Source organism: Streptomyces lothianensis (assembly GCF_047779955.1).
Classification (GTDB): Bacteria; Actinomycetota; Actinomycetes; order Streptomycetales; family Streptomycetaceae; genus Streptomyces.
In genome coordinates, this window is sequence record NZ_JBLMKT010000079.1 from 1 (window position 1) to 16,049 (window position 16,049).

The following is a 16,049-nucleotide window of genomic DNA, read 5'->3' on the forward strand; positions in this document are numbered from 1 at the left end:
GCCGAGGACCGGACGGCGGTACTTCGGGCACCACACCACGTGGAGTCCGAGGTCGTACACACCGCCGGAGAACCGGCGAACCTTCCTGGTCACGACCATACGATCACTATACACGCGCCGCAGGTCTAGCGCGGCAGAAAGGTGGGCTCAGGTGAACAGTGCAGATCCGTGCACCCAGTTGAGGCCAGAGCAGGACTCAGAAGCCATTCCCCACCCCGCTAAAGCGGGGCGTCCCCTGGCCAGGTCCTGATGGAAGGTCATCACCTGCCAGCCGTCCCGCCCGGCTTCGAAGACCGGCTTTTCGACGCTGACTTGGCCGCCTTCCTGAAGGTGGAGGAAGGAGGTGTGGAGATCGATCGGAGCAAGGTCATGGCGGAGCTTCCCTTCTGCGTACAGGTGGATCAGTGCCGGTGAGGCGATGCCAGTGTTGCCGTGCGCTCGCGGGCGGGTCTTGAACAAATGTCGCGACACCTCGCGCCGGCGCACCATGACCGACCCCGGCCGGGGTGCCCAGCCCGGCGCCCCCCCGGGTGCCCGGCCCGGCGCTCCCCGGTGCCCAGCCCGGCCCGCGTGCCCTGGCCGGCCCGGTGGCAGCGGCCTGGTTCCACCTGTTCGTCCTGGCATGTTGCTGTGCGGGCCTGGCATGTTCCTGCGGCCGCCCGGGCGGAGTGCGTCGATAGGCTCGTTCCCTCAACGCGCGTAGTTTCAGGAGGAGTTGGCTGAGCCTCGCGGTGATGGCCAGGTCTGCGCGCCTGCCCATGCGGCGAACGCCACGCCTCCCCCTGTCCCGCGCACGACGACCGCTGTCCCACGACTCTCAGGAGCCCGGCATGTCCCTGCGCACCTCACCATCCCGTCGACGCCTCACCACGGCCACCACGGCCACCCTGGCCACAGCGGCCCTGTGCGGACTCACCCTCTCCGCGGTGCCCGCCACCGCGTTGCCCTCCCCCGCGCCGCACGCCGCCGACCGGAACCTGCAGGGCCCCATGGAGCGTGCCTTCTCCGCGGCCGCCGCCCGCCACGGCGTCCCGCGGGACCTGCTCGTCGCCCTCGGCTGGAGCGAGACCCACCTCGACGGCCATGCCGGTGCCCCGAGCCAGGCGAACGGCTTCGGTGTCATGCACCTCACCGACAACCCCCGCAACGGCACCCTCCGCGAGGCCGCCGCACTGACCGGCCGCTCGCTCGTCCGGCTGCGCGAGGACACCGCCGCCAACATCCACGGCGCCGCCGCCGTCCTGCGCTCCTACGCCGACGACCTCGGGCTGAGCGCCGCCGAGCGGCGCGATCCGGATGCCTGGTACCCGGCCGTGGCCCGCTACAGCGGCGCCGGCGAGCAGGCCGCCGCCCGGTTCGCGGACAGTGTGTACGGCTTCCTCTCGGACGGTCTGCTCGCCCGGCCGGGCGGCCCCCGCTCCGCGGAGGAGGTCGTCGTCGTCGGGCGGGCCGTCAGCCCCGACAAGGGTGCGTACGCCGAGGCGAGCGATCTCTCCGTGCAGAGCACCGACTACGGGCCGGCCCGCTGGGTGCCCGCCTCGTCGACCAACTACACGTCGGGGCGCTCGGCCTCGATCGACAAGGTCGTCGTGCACGTCACGCAGGGCTCGTACGCGGGTGCGATCAGCTGGTTCCAGAACCCGTCCGCCAATGTCAGCGCGCACTACGTGATCCGGTCCTCGGACGGCGAGGTCACCCAGATGGTCCGCAACCGCGACACCGCCTGGCACGCCCGCTCCGCCAACTCCTCCTCCCTCGGCATCGAACACGAGGGCTGGGTGGACAACCCGAGCTGGTTCACCGACTCGATGTACCGCTCCTCGGCCGCCCTGACCAGGCACCTGTGCGACACCTACGGCATCCCCAAGGACCGGGCGCACATCGTCGGCCACAACGAACTGCCCGACAACGACCACACCGACCCCGGCCCGTACTGGAACTGGACTTCCTACATGCGGCTCGTCGGCGGCACGTCGGACGGTGCGGACAACATCAGCTTCAGCTCCTACCCGACGCTGGTCAGTGGCGCGAGCGGCGCCCATGTCAAGGCGCTGCAGACGCTACTGAAGGCGCAGTCCTTCGATCCGGGCGTGGTGGACGGGCAGTTCGGGCCCGCGACGCAGAGCGCGGTGGAGGCCTTCCAGGCCTCGCGGAAGCTGTCCGCCGACGGCGTGGTCGGCCCGAGGACCTGGACCGCGCTGCTCGCCGCAGGTGACCGGCCGGTCCTGCGCAGGGGCAGCACGGGCGAGGGCGTGAAGCGGCTGCAGCGCGCCCTGACGGCCGCGCTCGGCAAGACCGTCACCATCGACGGCGTCTTCGGCTCCGGCACCGAGGCCGCGGTCATCTCCTACCAGGAGAGCCGCGGTCTGGCGGTGGACGGCATCGTCGGCTCCGGCACGTGGACCGCGCTGCAGGCGGGCCGCTGACCTCCGGCCGGGCATGAAAGGGCCTGGCTGCCGCCGCCGGGGAGGCGGGTGGCGGCAGCCAGGCCGCTTGGGGGTGCACCGTGGCAGCCGGTCGGCGCGAGGCGCGCGGTGGCTGGAGCGACGAGCGGTGGTTCGGGCGGACCCCGGCCCGGGCCGTCGCTCATCGCGCCACCGGGACCTCCAGTCCGCGCAGCGCGGTGCTGAACTGCCGGGCGGTGCCGCGGCCGGCGAAGAGTTTCGTGACCTCCGCGAGCAGCGGAGCCCGCCAGGTGGGGTGCACGGCCCGCTCCCAGCCGAGGGTGTAGGCGGATGCGTCGCGCACCAGCTCGTACTGGAACCGGGCGAAGGCGGGATGCGGCGCTTCGTCGAGGAGCTGTGCCGCGGCGGAGGTGACGGGCACCTCGCCGGTCTTCAGGAGGGCCGCGCTGTGCTCGCGTCCGGTGAACGCCCCGAGCACGTCGAAGGCGCCGAGGACGTTCTCGGTGCGCGTACTCATCGACAGATAGCCGGCCGGGGTGCCCACGAGGTTTCCGGGCCTGCCCGCGCCGTCCGGCAGCGCCGGGAACGGCACCCAGGCCAGGTCCGCGGCGGCGAAGGCGGGGAAGTCACGGGCGATCAGGGCGTGTTCGGTGGACTCCGCGAGGAGCAGCCCCGCCTCGCCGCGGGCGAGGAGCGCCGCGCCTGAGGAATCGCCGGTGCCCTTGCGGTCCCTGGGTGTCCTCGGTTCGAACGCGCCGGTGTCGGCCAGGGCGAGGACTTCCTCGGCCGCCTGGACCACGGCCCGTTCGCCCCACGCGTCAGGGTCCCCGGCGCGGATGCGCTCGGCGGTCTCCGGCCCGCCGATCCGGTCGACCAGGTAGGCGAGCCACCTGGACTGACCGACGGGAAGCGCGTCGGAACCGCCGTCGCCGCCCGGTGCCGCGACCGGGATCAGGCCCGCCTTGTCGAGCCTCTTCGCGGTCTGCTTCAACTGCGCCCAGGTGGTGGGTGGTTCGAGGCCGAGGTCGGCCAGTACCCGGCGGTGGCAGAAGAGCACCGCCGGGCGGGTTCCGCGCACCGGCACCCCGAAGGGCCGTTCGTTGACGATGGCGCCGTGCAGGGCGTGAGGCAGGAGTGCTTCGCCTGCCTCGGGGTGGTCGAGCAGCAGGTCGTACAGGTCGACCAGGCGGTGTTCCTCCGCGGCATGGGCGATCGCGGAGCCGCCCCAGGAGAAGACGAGGTCCGGCCCGGGGCCTTCGCCGTCGGCGAGGGCTTCGTGCAGGGCGGTGTCGTAGGCCGTGACCGGGACGTCGTCCGGTTCGGCACGGCGCCCGCGGCGGTCGGAGTCCAGGAGCGCGTCGCTGTGGCGCTTGAGCGTGGCCCGCTGGACGGGAAGGGCCTCGTCCCGTGGCAGGAGAACTTTGAGCGGGTCGGTTCCGGTCTCGCCCGCGGAGGCCGGGTCCGGTCCCGCGTCGGCGGGGCCGCAGCCCGACAGCCAGGCCGCGGCCGTGACCGCCGCGGCCGACATACCGAGGAACGACCGTCTGCTCGTGGACACGGATGCTCCGCCTCTCTGTCCCACGGGGACTGCTGCTTGTGGTGGTGCCGGGCCGTGGCCCGGTGCCCGGGTGGGAGGCCGAAGCCGCCGACGGCATCCCGGTGGGCACCGGGCCACGGTGTGATGCGGGGTTCGGGCCCGAACGGGCCGGGAGGGCTGTGCTCAGAAGCCCGAGCAGTTCGGGGCGGCCCAGAAGCGCGAGCTCGTGTTGCCGACGTGGGTGTGGTCGTTGTGGCCCTTGTATCCCTGGCTCAGGATCTCCCTGAAACCGGCCCGCTTGGCCGCGATGGCGTACGAGCAGCGCTTCGACACGGTGCTGGCCCACATGTCGGCGGCGTCCCCGTACATGTGACGGCTGTACTTGGAGCCTCCCACCGCGGTGTTGCACGACTCCGAGCGGAAGCCGCTGGTGATGGTGATCGGGTTGTCGCCGAGCTTGTGTCGGATCGCCTCCAGCTTCCACATGGTCCGCCGCGCGTTGCGCTTCGCGGTCGTCGCCGAGACCTTGCCGCCCGACCAGGTGGAGTTGCACTTGTTCAGCTCGGAGTAGCTGAAGTGGATCGGGGTGCAGTCGGAGCTCTGCAGGGAGTAGATCTTCGAGCGGGTGTTGGGGCCCACCACGCCGTCGGCGGCGAGACCGTACGCGCGCTGGAACTTCTTGACCGCTTCCGCGGTCCTCGATCCGTAGACGCCGTCGACGGACAGCACCTCGCCGTAGTCGACGAAGCCGGCGACCCGCTCCTGGACGCGCTTCACGGACGTCCCCTGGTCACCGACCTCGAGCGGGAGTCCGGTGATCGGGGCGCCGCAGTCGGACGCGGCCTGTGCGGTACCGGTGGTGGTGGCGGTCAGCCCGGCGGCGACACCGGCCACGACCATGGCCGACGCGAGCAGGGAGCGCGTCTTCTTCTTGAGCATGTCGTCTCCTGGGAGTCGTAGTGGGGAGAGTGGATGGACGGCACACGCGCCTGCGGGTGCCGGACAGAACGATGGCAGCGGGCGGCCTGGGTGACAGCGCTCCTGCGTGGCAGCTTCGGACCGCGGGCTGCAGTTTGCTGCCAGGGCATCCCGGGGCCGGAGCGCGCGCCGACGCCGGAGTACGAACCGGCGCCGGAACCATGAGGGTCCGCCGGGCCGCCTGAGTTCAGGAGGCGCGGCAGGCGATCCACCGCTCCAGCGAGTCGTTGATCGCCCTCTTCTTGATCAGCTGCGCCGTCTCCGGCCCGTACACGCCGTCCGGGGTGGTGTTGATCGCCTTCTGGGCGCTGATGAGGGCCTCACGGGTCCGGGTGCCGAACACGCCGTCGGGCACCAGGTTCTTCCCGTAACACCTGTTGAGAAGCCGCTGCAGACCCTCGACACCCTTGCCGCTGTCCCCGTACATCAGGCTGCACGCGACGACGTGGTCGGTGAAGGGGACGCCGACCAGCGTGTACCAACCCTTGTCGATGCTGATGGTGTCGACGCACTCCGGGTAGTAGCGGACGGCCGAGGCGGACGGGGCCATCGCGGTGCCGGCCGCGGTCATCGCGAGGGTGAGGGCGCCCACGGTGAGGGCCAGCTTGCGGGGCTTCTGGAAAAACCTGGACATGGTTCTCCGATCGGAGGAACGGGGGGATCACGGACCCGGCGGCGCCACACCCCCGTAGGTTCCGGTGAGGCCGCCACCGACCCGGCCGACCCTTCCACCGCGCCTGCGCGCTCGGGCCGTCGGCGGCTGGCAGCATGTGCCGTCGGCTGACCCGAAGCTGCCACGGCGAGCGGCCCCCGCCGGGTGTCCCCGTGTCAGGCTGCCGACACGGACCGGCAGGGCGGGGACAGGGCGACCGAGGACCCGGAGCCCTCGGTGAACCGGTCCGGGTTCGGCCGGCCGTCTCCCGCGTACGGCTCCGTCACGGCGCGTTCCGCCGCGTACGCCCGGACGAGGTCGGGCAGTACGAACCGGCCGTCCGCGCCGCGCCGCACCAGGTGGACGCTCTCCAGGGAGCGCAGCAGCCCGCTGGTGGCGGGCGGTGAGTGACCGGACACCGTCACGGCGGCCGACAGGGTGGTGCCCCGGCCCGGCGCCAGGGCGAGCAGGCACAACAGGCGGACGGCGGACGGGTGGAGGGAGCGGCACGTGGTGTCGAGGACGGTACGCAGGGAGGTGCGCGCGTCGCCGGTGTCCAGGACGTCGAGTCGGCTCCTGGCCCCGCCCAGTTCGGCGGCGAGCAGCCGGCGCGACGGCGCCGAGCAGCCGCCGGCCCGTGCCGCGGCGACCGCGAGCGCGAGGGGCAGCCGTCCGCAGCCGCGGACGATACGGGCCACCGCATCGGGGTCGGCGGCCACCCACTGCGCACCGAGCCGGGCGGCAAGCAGCCGGTGCGCCTCCTCGTCGGTGAGGGGGCCGAGTTCGACCGGCCGGGCTCCCTCGGTGGCCCGCAGCCCTTCGAGCCGGTCGCGGCTGGTGACGACGACCGCGCACGAGGGTGTCCCGGGCAGCAGGGGGCGAACCTGCTCGGGACTGTGGGCGTCGTCGAGGACGATCAGCAGGCGCCGGCCGGCGACGAGACTGCGGTAGAGGCCGAGCTGGGCCTCCGGTTCGGCGGGGGTCGCGTCCGGGCCGACGCCCAGCGCGGCCAGGAAGCCGCGCACCGCCCGGTGCGGGTCGAGCGGTTTCCGGTCCGGGTCGAAGCCGCGCAGGTCCACATGGAGTTGACCGTCCGGGAACGCGGCAGCGTTGTCGTGTGACCAGCGCAGCGCCAGCGAGGTCTTGCCGACTCCCCCCAGACCGCAGACCACCGCAAGGCGCGGGGATTCCGTCTGGCGGCCGAGCGCCTCGTCCAGGGCGGCGAGGGGCTTGTCACGGCCCGTCAGATACGCGGGTGGGGATGGAAGTTGGCGTGGGGTGACGGTGGCGGCGAGCCGCCTTCGGGTGTCGCCTGTTCGCGGGCGCGGGAGGTCCCGTGCCCCTGGTGGCCGAAGGGCGCCGGGTGCCCCGTCCGGAGCCGGGTCCGGACCGGGAGCCGGGTCCGGCTCGGGCGCCAGGTCCGGACCGGGCACCAGGTCCGGACCGGGCGCCAGGTCCGCGTGCAGGATGTCCAGATGGACCGCCCTCAGTGAGGGTCCGGGGTCCGTTCCCATCTCACGCGACAGCCTGCGCCGTACGGCCTCGTAGCGTTCGAGGGCCTCCGCGGACCGTCCCTCCCGGTGCAGAGCCCACATCAGCTGTGCGGTGGCCCGCTCGTCGAGCGGATCCCGCTCCACCAAGGCCAGCAGGCCGGGCAGGATCGCGGCCTGCCGCCCCAGACGCAGCATCAGGTCGTTGCGGTCCAGCTCCGCCCTGCGCCGCTCCTGGTGAAGCGCGACCCGCACCTCGTTGAGCCATGGACTGTCCAGCGCGCCGAAGGCATCGCCGTGCCAGAGCAGGAGTGCCTCGTCGAGGAGCCGGACCGACGCCTCCCACTCACCGCCCGGGCGAGAGCGGGCGCGTTCCACCAGGCGGCGGAAACGGTGAAGGTCCACGGAGGTCTCCCCCTCGGGGCCGAGACGCAGCAGGTACCCGCCCGGCCTGCGCTCGATCGTGGCCCGTTCCCCGGCCGGGGAGAGGGCTCGGCGCAGTCGGGAGAGGTAGCTGTGCAGTGCCTGCCGTGCGCCGGCGGGCTCCGCCGTACCCCACACCCGGTGGATGAGCCGGTCGACGGGCACCACATGCCCGGCGTCGACCAGCAGGGCGAGCAGGACGCACTGGCGCCGCGCGTGGCCGAGGTCGGCCGCCCGGCCGTCGAGGAGAACCCGGACGTCGCCGAGTACCGAAAACTCCACGGCCATCCGAGCCCCCCGTGCGGTGGCGGAGCGTTCCGCCCAATTCCCTTGGCTCGCACAGAGTTTGCTCAGGATTCAACGACGGCGCAAGAATCCGGCAAGGAGTCCGGGGCAACGTACGCCCCGGAAGCGCCCCCGACCCGGGTGACCGTGGATCGAGAAGAGCCCCCGACCGGGGTGACCGTGGATCGAAGAGAGTGGCGATGGCAGCACCCTTGATGCAACCACTCGGTCTGACCCCGGTCGACGAGGACGTCTACCGCCATCTGCTCCGCAACCCCGGCACCGAGTTGTCGAGCGTGTACCTGCTGCTGCGGCGCGAGCAGGAGGACGTGGTGAACGCCGTGAACCGGTTGCGGGAGCGGCGGATGATCCGCGTGGAAGGGGTCCTCGCCTGGCCCCTCGACCCGGAGCAGGTGGTCCCCCGGCTCGCCGAGCGCCGACTGGAGTCGCTCTACCAGGACATCCGGGCCCTGACCTCCCTCAAGCCGATTCTCGACTCGCTCGGCGAGGAACGCGCACAGCTCGCCCCCGACGAGGACCAGGAGGGCGTGCCGGCGGTCGAGCGGATCACCGACCTGTCCCGGATCCGGGCCCTCATCGACGAGTTGGCGTTCTTCGCCCGCAGCGAGGTGCTCGGCGCCGAGCCGTACACGGCACTCACGCCGGAGAACATCCAGCACTCACGTCCGCTGGACCTGCGCTGCCTGCGCCGCGGGGTGCGCCTGCGCAACCTGGTCCGCAAGGAAGCCCTCGACGACCCGGCGACCGTCGGCTACCTGTGGGAACTCACCACGGCGGGGGCGCGGATCCGCGTCCTCGACGACCTGAGCGAGCTGATCCTCATCTACGACCGGCACACCGCCCTGGTGCCGCTCGACCCGCGGGACAGTTCGAAGGGCGCGCTCTGCACCCGTGAGGCGGCTCTGGCCACCAACTTCGTGGAACGCTTCGAACGGCTGTGGGAGTCGGCACAGGACTTCACTGAGTGCGCCTCGGGCACCGGGAAGACCGAGCCGGAGCTGCCCGAAGTGCAGCGCCGGGTCCTGGAGTCGATGTGCACGGCGGCCAAGGACGAGACCCGGGCGCGTGACGTGGGCCTCTCCCTGCGGACCTACCGGCGCCATGTGGCGGACCTGATGAACGAGCTGGGCGCGGAGAACCGCGCGCACGCCGCGCTCCTGGCCCGGGAACGCGGCTGGCTGTGAACGGCCGCGTTCCTGGCCCGGGAACACGGCTGGCTGTGACCGGCCGCGTTCCCGGGACCGTCCCGGCGCGTGCCGGGCGGCCGCTCAGGGCAGGGGGCAGTCGTGGCTCTCGGTCTGCCAGCCGTTGACCGTGCAGGTCGTCGCGTCGGGGTTGAGCGGGTCCTTGACGTAGGCCTGCGTCGTGGTCGTGCCGGTGGCCGCCTGAACGGCACACACGGTCGTGAGCAGCGCCGTGACCGCCGCCGCGGCGAAGGCGGCCGCGGTCCTCGCGGCTCTGGTGCCGGGTGTGCGCCTGATCATCGTCGTCTCCTTGCGTCATCGATGCGGACGGGCATCGTGCCCCGTGACACGACCACCCTCGCACCATGGGCCCGTCGCAGGGGGCACGATGCACGGCAGGATGCTGCGAGCGCCGCCACGGCCGCGAGCCGGGCAGGCAGCATGCTGCAACCGAACTCGGCCCCGGACTCGAAGTCGGACCCGGACTCGGACCCAGCCCCGGACTCGAACCCAGCCCCTGCTGGATCGCGACGGCCTCAGGCCCCCTTGACCCGCCGGTACTCGGCGACCTTTCCGGCGACCTCCTCCAGCGACTCGCCGAGCAGATGAGGCAGGGGCGGTCGGCCATCCGAGTTGTCGCCTGCCGCCCGCCGGACGCGGTGTAGGCGCGCTCAAGGCTTCGCATAGCAGCCCCTGCGAATCTGAGCCCGCCTCGCCGGGAGACACCCGGCAGCCGCTCACCCTCCGGAGGAACCCCATGCGTCGCCGTCTCACCGCCCTGCTCACCGCCACCGCGGCCGGAGCCCTCGCCTTCGCGTCCCCCGCCACCGCCGCACCGGCCGACAAGGGGCAGGTCCTGAGCAGTTGGACGCAGACCGGCCCGTCGAGCCAGAACGCCTGGCTCGACGCCCGCAGGAACCAGGGCGCATGGTCGGCCTACGGCTTCGACTGGTCGACCGACTACTGCAGCACGTCCCCCGACAACCCCTTCGGCTTCCCCTTCCAGACGGCCTGCGCCCGCCACGACTTCGGCTACCGCAACTACAAGGACGCCGGCACCTTCGAGGCCAACAAGCCCCGCCTCGACGACGCCTTCTACGCGGACCTCAAGCGCGTCTGCTCCAAGTACACGGGCTTCAAGAAGGGCTCCTGCGACGCCACCGCCTGGACCTACTACCAGGCCGTGAAGGCCTTCGGCTCCAGCGCGGCCGTCGACGGATCCCGCACCGCCTGACCCTCCCGCCCCACCCCGTGCAACTCCGCAAGAGGCTCTCCGCCCTGCCCCCCTCAGCAGCGCGGAGGGCAGCTTCCACAAGACACCGCCTGTCCATCGCCGGTGTGCTGCTGCGGTCGCGTGCGAGGTGGTGCTGCGGCGCCGGGACGACGCGGACAAGGCGGGCTGGCACGGCGGGGAGGGCGACCGGGGCAGCGCCCGGCTGCTCATCGCCACCGTCGCCGACCAACTCGCCACAGACAACAACGCCACCTGAACGCAGGCCGGTTACCTCACGTGCGCGCCGTATGAGCGGCCACGGCGTCGATGATGGCGGGCCAGAGTTCTCGTGGCCGGTCGTGGCCCATGTCGGGGAGCAGGACCAGTTCCGCGCCGGGCACGAGCTCGGCCGTTCGCTTCCCTCCGCTCGGGTCGATGAGGGTGTCGTCAAGGCCGTGGATCACCAGGGTCGGGACGGTGAGCGAGGTGAGCGCCTCGGCGCGGGACCCCGAGAGGATCATTGCTCCGAGCTGACGGCCGGTGCCCGCCGGGTAGTAGGCGCGATCGTAGCTTCGGGCGGCGAGTTCGCGGATGCCGTCGATATCGACATAGCGCCGGGACGCCCAAGCAACCTCCCCCTCGGACGCGTTGACGTATCCGGCGCGGTCTGCGGGCTTGGGGCTGAACAGCACCTGCTGGGCCGCGGGACTGGGTTGCCCGTACGCGGACTCGCCGGTGGAGGACATCATCGAGGTCAGGGTGACGCACCTTTCAGGGTGCGTGATCGCCATGGTCTGAGCGATCATCCCGCCCATCGACGAGCCGAAGATGTGGGCGCGAGAGATCCCCAGGGTGGTGAGCAGGCCCAGGCCGTCGTCGGCCATGTCCTGCAGCGTGTAGGGGATCATCGCTTGAGCGGCTGCGATCTCGCCGGCACTCACCACGTCGATGAACCGGGTCATGTCGACCGGGTGGGCGTCGAACTTGGTGGACAGGCCGCAGTCGCGGTTGTCGTAACGGATCACATAGTGCCCGCGCCCGGCGAGCATGCGACAGAAGTCCTCGTGCCAGGAGATCATCTGGGCGCCGAAGCCCATGACCAGCAGGACGGGCGGATCGGCGGGGTCACCGAAGGTGTCGTAGGCGATCGAAACCCCGGAGGGGACGTCGGCGATCGGCATGGTCACTCCTCGTGCACATGGTGCTGGCCGCGGCGCCTCTGCGGCTGGGGGCGTTTGATCCTTACGTCGTCCAAGCAGGTCGTGGTGGTTCGCAGCTGCCTGAACGGGATCGTTCTGGATGTCAGATAGTCGATGGTCATGACCTCGGCCTCCACCGCGGCGAGTTCGTCGGCCTCGACAGCGCTGTCCGCGTCGACTCCGATGCGACAGCGGAACGTGAATCTGGTCAGGGTCGGCGTATACGTGAAGGTGCCGTCCTCGGTGAAGGCCGCGAGCTGCAAGTCATGTTCGGGCTGCTCGGCGAGCAGTTGGGTGCGGAGCGGCTGTTCGAGCCCGTCGAACCGGCCGGTCACCTGAGCCCTGTAGGTCCTCACTGTCATGTGTGCTGTACCTCGCCGAGTTGTGGTGTGGATGCGGAAGGGATGTCGATGGCGCGGGAGCCTGCGCGCAGCAGCACCGCGACCAGGACGGCGGCGGCGACGGTAGTGCGCCCGCGCCGCTGAGCACGGCGACGTGTACGCCGTCGGTGATGACGTGCCGCAGCAGGGTGAGGCTGCCGGGGGTGGGCAGCGCGGCGCCAATGCCCCGGAGCATCCGGGCACCGCCCAGCACGCCGGTCGCCCCGGCCGGGGCGGCCACTGCGAGCCGTCCGTGAGCAGGCCGCGAGCCGTCCGTGAGCAGGCCGTGAGCAGGCCGAGACCGAGCCGGAACACCCGGGTGCGACCGAAGCGGTCGGCGAGTTCACCTCCTCCATGGATTCCTCTCGACTCCGCACCCCTAACAGCGTTAGGGGCCCCCTCGGCTTCCACAGAGTGCACCTAACGGTGTTAGATTGCAAATGGGATTCCTGGAGTCCCCATGACACCGCCAGGAGGCGTCCACACAGCCATGCCGGAGGAGAACGACACCGCCGCGCCGGCGAACAGCGCCGGAACGCCCGCCGTGACCAGAGAAGCCCTCGCCCAGGCGGCACTACGCGTACTGGAACGGGACGGCCTGGCCGGACTGTCGATGCGCAAGGTCGCCGCCGAGGTCGGCGTCAAGGCGGCCTCGCTGTACTGGCACGTCCGCAACAAGCAGGAACTGCTCGACCTGCTCAACGACGCCATCATGGCGTCGGCCGAGCCGCCGCCCCGCGAGGGTGACTGGCGGGCCCAGCTGAGCGGCTACTGCTGGCGCTACCGTCGGCTGCTGAACGACCACCGCGATGCCGTCAAAATCATCTCCGGCCGCATCGCCCCGGGTCCGCACCAGTTCCAGCTGCTCGAGGACCAGCTGGACCGGCTGCGCGCGGCCGGATTCTCCGACCAGCATGCAGCCCTGGCCTCCTACCTGGTCAGCTCCTTCGTCCAGGGCTTCGTGCAGCAGGAGCAGTCGCCGATGTCCGCCGCCCACTCCGACGGCGCCAGCCGTCTGGACGTCGTCACCGAGGTCCGGGACCGCTTCCGCGCCCTGCCCGTCGGCGACTTCCCCAACCTGGTCGAGCTGGCCGGGGACCTCACCGAGCCGAACTTCGACGCCCGCTTCGAGTTCTGTGTCGAGCGCATCCTGGACGGCCTGGCGGCCCTGCTGCCACAGGACCGCCGCTGACATATCCGTCGCGGCCGGCATGGCAGCCGACCCCACCAAATTCTGACCGAACGGCCACATAGCGGCGGATCCCCAGCATCCGGCATTCATCAGCAACGTCGAGGCCGCCCTCGCCTGCTCGTCACCGACCGGGACGACCCACAGCCCTGAAAGCACCCAGTCCAGGCGGGACTTGTTCGTACGCGCGTGGACCGCTTCGATCATGGTGAGCGCACTGATCACGACCTCCATGCCACGCGAGCGCGCCTCAGCGATCAGAGCCACCACGTGCCCGTCGTCGGTGAGCAGCTTCGAAAGCCCCTCGCTGTCGAGGACCAGCATCCCCGCGTGACTCAGCCTGCGGCGAGCCACTCAACCCTCTCGGCGAACACCTCATCGAAGGCCTGCCGCACCCGCTGACGAGCCGGCTCGGAAACCGACCCCTTGCGACTCTCGTAGTCCGCCAGGCACTCGTCCAGGCCCTGCCCGCGTAACTCACGCTCGACCGCCTCGGCGATGAACGCGGAGAACTCCCGCTTCCCCACCCGCGCCCGGATCGCCTCCGCAGTCCCCTCCGGCAGCGACAGGCCCACCCGCGCCGCCGAACCTTCCCCGATGCTGTACGGCGACCCACCCATACCCCGAGCGTGTCAAACAGTCGGAAGAGCGCCGCAGATCGAATCCGCACGACCTCGAATCTGTGTCAGAAGTCGTGCGGATGGAGCCCCCCCCTCCCGCCCAAGCCGCCTGTCGCATCGGGAGACCACTGCCCGAACCCAGCGCGGGCTCCTCATCTCATCCAACACGTATCCAGCACGGCAAAAAAGGGGGGCCCGACCCCGAAGGGTCGGACCCCACTTGACCTGCACATTTGTCAGATCGTCGAAGTGATGCTAAGTAACGGGCTAGACATTGAAGCGGAACATCGACCACATCGCTACGACCTGCTGAAACACCGCCTCTGATCGTCGGACCCAGCAAGGATCCAGCAGCCGTCCGCGTCGGTGGCGAAGTTCACGCGATGGCCGCGATATCTCCGTTGTCGAAGTAGATGGCCTGGTGCAGTTGCCCGCCCAGCGCGGCGGCGTACCGTACGAGCACCTCCTGGCCGGAGATGCTGCCCTGCTCGATCTGGGAGACCCGCCCCTTGGTGACGCCCATTCGCTCGGCGACCTGTTCCTGGGTCAGCCCGCGGGCGCGGCGGATCTCGGCCAGTCGGTGCCCGAGCACCTCGGCGAGCAGTTCCCGCTTCCCCTCGGCGACGGCAGCCTCGCCGCCCGCGCGCTCGACATGCGCGGCACGGACATCGTTCCAACGCGTGTAGCCGGTCACGGCGCTCCCTCCTGTTCGGTACGGGACTTCACATATGCCACGTAGCGCTGCTCCGCGAGCGGGATGGCCTCGTCATACCACTCACTCCAGCGGTTCCGCTTATCCCCCGCCACCAGCAAGATGCTCGACCGCCAGGGGTCGAAGGCGAAGAGAATCCGCACCGTGCCCGGGCGCAGCTCCTTGAGATTCTGCACCGCCGACCCGGTGATCGTGTCAACCAGCGGCCGCCCCAAACCCGGACCGCCCTCCGCCAGCGCGTCAAGGGCCTGCACCACTCGGGTATGCACCGCCGGATCGAGGCCACTGATCCACTCCAGTACCTCGTCGACGACAAAGATCTCCCACTGGTCTTCCGCCACCCAGCCAGTATAGCGATACCTATACCTTGCATCCGGGCAACGACCATCCCGATGCGGCACCGGACCCGGCGGACGCCGGAAACCCCATCCACGCAGATCACCCCACGCGAAGCCGCCACGCACGGCCTCGGCATGATCAGCACTCGTGCTGATCCGCTTCGCCTACCTGGCCGTCACCCACACCTTCGCCGCGCTCCGCCTGCTGCCGATGAGCGACCGCGACAAGGACGCGGAGATCCTCGCGCTGCGCCACCAGATCACCGCCCTGGAGCGACAACTCGGCCCAGACAAAACCGCGTTCCAGCCAGCAGACCGAGCCTTCCTCGCCGCGCTGCTGGCGCCGCTGCCCCGGCGGGTGCTGCGCCGACTCCGGCTGGTCATCCAGCCTGACACCGTGCTGCGCTGGCACCGCAACCTCCTCAAACGGCGCCACGCAGCCGCGTCCCGCCCGAAGCGCCCGGGACGCCCCCGCACCATCGCCTCCATCAGGCGACTGGTACTCCTACTCGTCCGCGAGAACCCGAACTGGGGCTACCGCCGCATCCACGGCGAACTCGCGATGCTCGGCATGAAGATCGCCGCCTCCACCGTCTGGGAAATCCTCAAGACCGAAGGCATCGACCCCTCACCCCAACGCGCCACCACCACCTGGGCCTCATCCCTGCGCAGCCAGGCCGACGCCCTCATGGCCTGCGACTTCATCGAGACCGTCACCCTCACCGGACAGCGCCAATACATCCTCGCCGCCATCGAACACGCAACCCGCCGCATCCGGATCCTGGGCACCACAGCCCACCCGAACACCGCCTGGGTCACCCAGACCGCCCGCAACCTCGTCATAGACCTCGAAGACACCGGCCGGCGCCCACATCCGCTACCTGATCCGCGACCGCGACGCAAAGTTCCCCGCCCTCTTCGACCAGATCCTCGCCGATGCCGAAATCACCGTCGTCCGGTCCGGCGTACGCATCCCCCGCATGAACTCGATCATGGAACGCTGGGTCCAGACCTGCCGCCACGAACTCCTCAACCGCACCCTCATCTGGAACCAGCATTAGCTCCTGCACGCGCTACGCGAGTTCGAAACCCACCACAACACCCATCGCCCCCACCAAGCGATGAACCAAGCAACCCCACTTCGCGCAGCACCCGAACCGATCAACGATCCGGACGAACTCGCGCGCCTCCGCATCCGCCGCCGAGACCGCCTCGGCTGCACCCTCCACGAATACCACCGCACAGCCGCCTGGCCATCACGGATGAGGTTTTCGGCAGGCCCAGGGCCACGACTCACTCACCACAGCGGCCGAGTAGTGCCGGCGCGACAGTGCGTCGCTCAGCAACGACGACGCCCACTCGTACGCCCAAGTCACAGCAGACACACCAAGACCCTAGACACGGCAGCAGCCAGGCCCCGGCT

17 protein-coding genes and 3 pseudogenes are annotated in these 16,049 nt (G+C 70.7%); 6 read left to right on the forward strand and 14 right to left on the reverse strand.

Annotated features, from left to right (window positions below; all coding sequences use genetic code 11):
- Nucleotides 1-99, reverse strand: a pseudogene (locus tag ACLF6P_RS30260) (IS200/IS605 family transposase); the annotation flags it as partial.
- A gap of 48 nt (nucleotides 100-147) precedes the next feature.
- Nucleotides 148-459 carry a hypothetical protein gene (locus ACLF6P_RS28655; protein WP_415954312.1) on the reverse strand — a complete coding sequence of 104 codons (312 nt, stop codon included), beginning with the start codon at nucleotides 457-459 and terminating at the stop codon, nucleotides 148-150.
- 371 nt (nucleotides 460-830) lie between these two features.
- Here ACLF6P_RS28655 and ACLF6P_RS28660 point away from each other — a divergent pair, with 371 nt between their 5' ends.
- Nucleotides 831-2,426, forward strand: a complete 1,596-nt coding sequence (locus ACLF6P_RS28660; protein WP_415954314.1) for a peptidoglycan-binding protein — start codon at nucleotides 831-833, stop codon at nucleotides 2,424-2,426.
- 160 nt (nucleotides 2,427-2,586) lie between these two features.
- On the opposite strand, the gene ACLF6P_RS28665 is transcribed toward ACLF6P_RS28660, so the two are convergent.
- The 4 genes from ACLF6P_RS28665 to ACLF6P_RS28680 all read right to left on the reverse strand — a co-directional run bounded on the left by ACLF6P_RS28665 (nucleotide 2,587) and on the right by ACLF6P_RS28680 (nucleotide 7,773).
- Nucleotides 2,587-3,963, reverse strand: coding sequence for an ABC transporter substrate-binding protein (locus ACLF6P_RS28665; RefSeq protein WP_415954315.1), 1,377 nt, complete (start codon nucleotides 3,961-3,963; stop codon nucleotides 2,587-2,589).
- A 162-nt stretch (nucleotides 3,964-4,125) separates the two neighbouring features.
- Nucleotides 4,126-4,881 carry a D-Ala-D-Ala carboxypeptidase family metallohydrolase gene (locus ACLF6P_RS28670; protein WP_415954317.1) on the reverse strand — a complete coding sequence of 252 codons (756 nt, stop codon included), beginning with the start codon at nucleotides 4,879-4,881 and terminating at the stop codon, nucleotides 4,126-4,128.
- 226 nt (nucleotides 4,882-5,107) lie between these two features.
- Nucleotides 5,108-5,554, reverse strand: a complete 447-nt coding sequence (locus ACLF6P_RS28675; protein WP_415954319.1) for a peptidoglycan-binding domain-containing protein — start codon at nucleotides 5,552-5,554, stop codon at nucleotides 5,108-5,110.
- 194 nt (nucleotides 5,555-5,748) lie between these two features.
- Nucleotides 5,749-7,773 carry an AfsR/SARP family transcriptional regulator gene (locus ACLF6P_RS28680; protein WP_415954321.1) on the reverse strand — a complete coding sequence of 675 codons (2,025 nt, stop codon included), beginning with the start codon at nucleotides 7,771-7,773 and terminating at the stop codon, nucleotides 5,749-5,751.
- Between the two features lie 197 nt (nucleotides 7,774-7,970).
- Here ACLF6P_RS28680 and ACLF6P_RS28685 point away from each other — a divergent pair, with 197 nt between their 5' ends.
- Entirely contained in the window at nucleotides 7,971-8,975 is a 1,005-nt protein-coding gene (locus ACLF6P_RS28685; protein WP_415954323.1) for a helix-turn-helix transcriptional regulator, read from the forward strand.
- A gap of 84 nt (nucleotides 8,976-9,059) precedes the next feature.
- Here the strand turns inward: ACLF6P_RS28685 and ACLF6P_RS28690 are convergent, their stop codons facing one another.
- A complete protein-coding gene (locus ACLF6P_RS28690; protein ID WP_415954325.1) occupies nucleotides 9,060-9,275 on the reverse strand; it encodes a hypothetical protein in 216 nt (71 codons plus the stop codon).
- A 457-nt stretch (nucleotides 9,276-9,732) separates the two neighbouring features.
- Between ACLF6P_RS28690 and ACLF6P_RS28695 the strand changes: the two genes are divergently transcribed.
- Both ACLF6P_RS28695 and ACLF6P_RS28700 read left to right on the forward strand, forming a co-directional pair.
- Nucleotides 9,733-10,209, forward strand: a complete 477-nt coding sequence (locus tag ACLF6P_RS28695; RefSeq protein ID WP_415954326.1) for a phospholipase — start codon at nucleotides 9,733-9,735, stop codon at nucleotides 10,207-10,209.
- Between the two features lie 130 nt (nucleotides 10,210-10,339).
- Complete coding sequence (locus ACLF6P_RS28700; RefSeq protein ID WP_415954327.1) at nucleotides 10,340-10,465, forward strand: hypothetical protein; 126 nt, start codon at nucleotides 10,340-10,342, stop codon at nucleotides 10,463-10,465.
- Nucleotides 10,466-10,481: 16 nt separating this feature from the next.
- Here the strand turns inward: ACLF6P_RS28700 and ACLF6P_RS28705 are convergent, their stop codons facing one another.
- Both ACLF6P_RS28705 and ACLF6P_RS28710 read right to left on the reverse strand, forming a co-directional pair.
- A complete protein-coding gene (locus tag ACLF6P_RS28705) occupies nucleotides 10,482-11,369 on the reverse strand; it encodes an alpha/beta fold hydrolase (RefSeq protein ID WP_415954328.1) in 888 nt (295 codons plus the stop codon).
- A 2-nt stretch (nucleotides 11,370-11,371) separates the two neighbouring features.
- Nucleotides 11,372-11,749: a DUF6204 family protein gene (locus tag ACLF6P_RS28710; RefSeq protein ID WP_415954329.1), complete on the reverse strand. Its 378-nt coding sequence runs from the start codon at nucleotides 11,747-11,749 to the stop codon at nucleotides 11,372-11,374.
- Between the two features lie 478 nt (nucleotides 11,750-12,227).
- On the opposite strand from ACLF6P_RS28710, the gene ACLF6P_RS28715 reads away from it, so the two are divergent.
- Nucleotides 12,228-12,959, forward strand: coding sequence for a TetR/AcrR family transcriptional regulator (locus ACLF6P_RS28715; RefSeq protein ID WP_415954330.1), 732 nt, complete (start codon nucleotides 12,228-12,230; stop codon nucleotides 12,957-12,959).
- A gap of 69 nt (nucleotides 12,960-13,028) precedes the next feature.
- Here ACLF6P_RS28715 and ACLF6P_RS28720 read toward each other — a convergent pair.
- The 5 genes and pseudogenes from ACLF6P_RS28720 to ACLF6P_RS28740 form a co-directional block, all read right to left on the reverse strand.
- A pseudogene (locus ACLF6P_RS28720) lies at nucleotides 13,029-13,310 on the reverse strand (DNA-binding protein); the annotation flags it as partial.
- On the reverse strand, nucleotides 13,292-13,576 hold the full coding sequence (locus tag ACLF6P_RS28725) for a hypothetical protein (RefSeq protein WP_415954331.1): 285 nt from the start codon (nucleotides 13,574-13,576) through the stop codon (nucleotides 13,292-13,294). The pseudogene ACLF6P_RS28720 and the gene ACLF6P_RS28725, both read right to left, overlap by 19 nt.
- Nucleotides 13,577-13,952: 376 nt before the next feature.
- Nucleotides 13,953-14,270 (reverse strand): helix-turn-helix domain-containing protein, encoded by a 318-nt coding sequence (locus ACLF6P_RS28730; protein WP_415954332.1) that lies wholly within the window; start codon nucleotides 14,268-14,270, stop codon nucleotides 13,953-13,955.
- Nucleotides 14,267-14,629 carry a type II toxin-antitoxin system RelE/ParE family toxin gene (locus ACLF6P_RS28735; RefSeq protein WP_415954333.1) on the reverse strand — a complete coding sequence of 121 codons (363 nt, stop codon included), beginning with the start codon at nucleotides 14,627-14,629 and terminating at the stop codon, nucleotides 14,267-14,269. The genes ACLF6P_RS28730 and ACLF6P_RS28735 overlap by 4 nt, the downstream gene beginning before the upstream one ends.
- A gap of 136 nt (nucleotides 14,630-14,765) precedes the next feature.
- Nucleotides 14,766-15,038, reverse strand: a complete 273-nt coding sequence (locus ACLF6P_RS28740; protein ID WP_415954345.1) for a hypothetical protein — start codon at nucleotides 15,036-15,038, stop codon at nucleotides 14,766-14,768.
- Here ACLF6P_RS28740 and ACLF6P_RS28745 point away from each other — a divergent pair.
- Nucleotides 14,985-15,873, forward strand: a pseudogene (locus ACLF6P_RS28745) (integrase core domain-containing protein); the annotation flags it as partial. The gene ACLF6P_RS28740 and the pseudogene ACLF6P_RS28745 overlap by 54 nt on opposite strands.
- Nucleotides 15,874-16,049: the final 176 nt, after the last annotated feature.

Coding starts and splice junctions, on each gene's coding strand:
- ACLF6P_RS28660 (WP_415954314.1), top strand. CDS start 831: ATGTCCCTGCGCACCTCACCATCCCGTCGACGCCTCACCACGGCCACC.
- ACLF6P_RS28670 (WP_415954317.1), bottom strand. CDS start 4,881: ATGCTCAAGAAGAAGACGCGCTCCCTGCTCGCGTCGGCCATGGTCGTG.
- ACLF6P_RS28675 (WP_415954319.1), bottom strand. CDS start 5,554: ATGTCCAGGTTTTTCCAGAAGCCCCGCAAGCTGGCCCTCACCGTGGGC.
- ACLF6P_RS28680 (WP_415954321.1), bottom strand. CDS start 7,773: ATGGCCGTGGAGTTTTCGGTACTCGGCGACGTCCGGGTTCTCCTCGAC.
- ACLF6P_RS28685 (WP_415954323.1), top strand. CDS start 7,971: ATGGCAGCACCCTTGATGCAACCACTCGGTCTGACCCCGGTCGACGAG.
- ACLF6P_RS28690 (WP_415954325.1), bottom strand. CDS start 9,275: ATGATCAGGCGCACACCCGGCACCAGAGCCGCGAGGACCGCGGCCGCC.
- ACLF6P_RS28695 (WP_415954326.1), top strand. CDS start 9,733: ATGCGTCGCCGTCTCACCGCCCTGCTCACCGCCACCGCGGCCGGAGCC.
- ACLF6P_RS28705 (WP_415954328.1), bottom strand. CDS start 11,369: ATGCCGATCGCCGACGTCCCCTCCGGGGTTTCGATCGCCTACGACACC.
- ACLF6P_RS28710 (WP_415954329.1), bottom strand. CDS start 11,749: ATGACAGTGAGGACCTACAGGGCTCAGGTGACCGGCCGGTTCGACGGG.
- ACLF6P_RS28715 (WP_415954330.1), top strand. CDS start 12,228: ATGACACCGCCAGGAGGCGTCCACACAGCCATGCCGGAGGAGAACGAC.
- ACLF6P_RS28725 (WP_415954331.1), bottom strand. CDS start 13,576: ATGGGTGGGTCGCCGTACAGCATCGGGGAAGGTTCGGCGGCGCGGGTG.